The sequence below is a fragment of the Priestia sp. P5_B4 genome (genome assembly GCF_056400385.1).
Genome location: NZ_JBFULJ010000937.1, coordinates 1 through 1,433 on the forward strand (window position 1 = coordinate 1; position 1,433 = coordinate 1,433).

General features: G+C 37.8%; 2 protein-coding genes. Both read left to right on the forward strand.

What is annotated here, in order from left to right; genetic code table 11:
• Nucleotides 1-136 precede the first annotated feature (136 nt).
• Nucleotides 137-1,048 (forward strand): ABC transporter ATP-binding protein, encoded by a 912-nt coding sequence (locus AC1DRF_RS27645; RefSeq protein ID WP_162214184.1) that lies wholly within the window; start codon nt 137-139, stop codon nt 1,046-1,048.
• Nucleotides 1,041-1,433 (forward strand): ABC transporter permease (locus AC1DRF_RS27650; protein WP_477742263.1); only part of this gene is annotated, 393 nt, incomplete at its 3' end. The genes AC1DRF_RS27645 and AC1DRF_RS27650, both read left to right, overlap by 8 nt.

A 1,433-nucleotide genomic window follows, 5' to 3' on the forward strand; every position in this document is an offset into this window, starting at 1 on the left:
TATTTTATCAAATGTAAGCGGATAATACGAATGATTTGAATGGGCTACTTTTCCAAAAATAAGGTTATAGTAGACAAATAGTTAAAAAAGAGAAACAATAGAAAGCGTATTGCTAATTAAAGAAAGGATGTACATGATGACAGAAACAGTGCTACAAGTAGATCATGTCAGTAAAGTGATTGGGAAGAAAACCATTTTGCATGATGTATCCTTATCGGTTGAGCGCGGTGAGATTTTCGGATTGCTTGGTCCGAACGGCTCTGGAAAAACAACGTTAATTCGTACCGTCGTAGGACTCATCAAAGAAACAGAGGGAACAATTATCGTCAATGGATTTCCTTTAAAAGAACAGTTTACATCAGCTATGAAATCAATTGGAGCGATTATTGAAAACCCTGAGTTTTATGATTATCTGACGGGCTATCAAAATTTAAAACACTTTGCGAATATGCATGAAGGGATCACATCAGAACGCTTGGATGAAGTGATTGCTTTAGTAAAGCTTGAAAACAGCATTCATGCAAAAGTGAAGACGTATTCTCTTGGGATGAGACAGCGTTTAGGAGTAGCTCAAGCTATTTTACATAAGCCTGCATTGCTTTTACTAGACGAACCAACAAACGGTCTAGACCCAGCGGGAATGAGAGAATTTCGTACATATTTACAAACCCTCTGCAGGGAAGAAGGAATTTCGATCTTAATCGCGAGCCACTTATTAAAAGAAGTAGAAGCACTATGTGACCGCGTTGGCATTATTCAAGACGGTGAGTTAAAAGCCATTCAAGATCTATCTCCAAATCGTCAAGATCAAGGAACGTACGTAGAATTTGAAGTGTCTGATGCGCAAAAAGCAGCGGATCTTTTATCACAAGAATTTGAAGTAACGATGAGATCACATAGTATCGACGTGGCGATTGTAAAAGAACAAATTCCAGCTGTGAATAAAAAATTAGTGGACAGCGATATTTTAGTCTACCGAATCACTCCTGTGTATGAGACGCTTGAAGATTCGTTTATGTCCGTTACGGAAGGAGAGCACCATGCTTAAGCTAATTCAAAATGAACATATGAAATGGTTTCATAAAAGAAGTACAAAAGTCACGTTTATTACAATCGGTATTTTAACTCTTTGTATGGCTCTTTTAATGAAGAAAGTAGCAAACAGTGCAGGAACAGAAGACAACATTTTGAACTTCCTGTCATTTAGTTCAGGTATGCTGATTCTCGTTCAATTTTTCGCGCTTGCTGTTGGAGGGTCAATGGTTGCAAAAGAGTTTGAAGCGGGTACCATTAAGCTTCTTTTAATTCGCCCTGCTAGACGTTCAACGATTTTAGCATCCAAGTACATAACCCTCATTTTAATTAGCTTGTATTATTTACTGAGCTATTTGCTTTTTTCGTTTGTATGGGGAGCATTGTTCTTTGGCTTTACC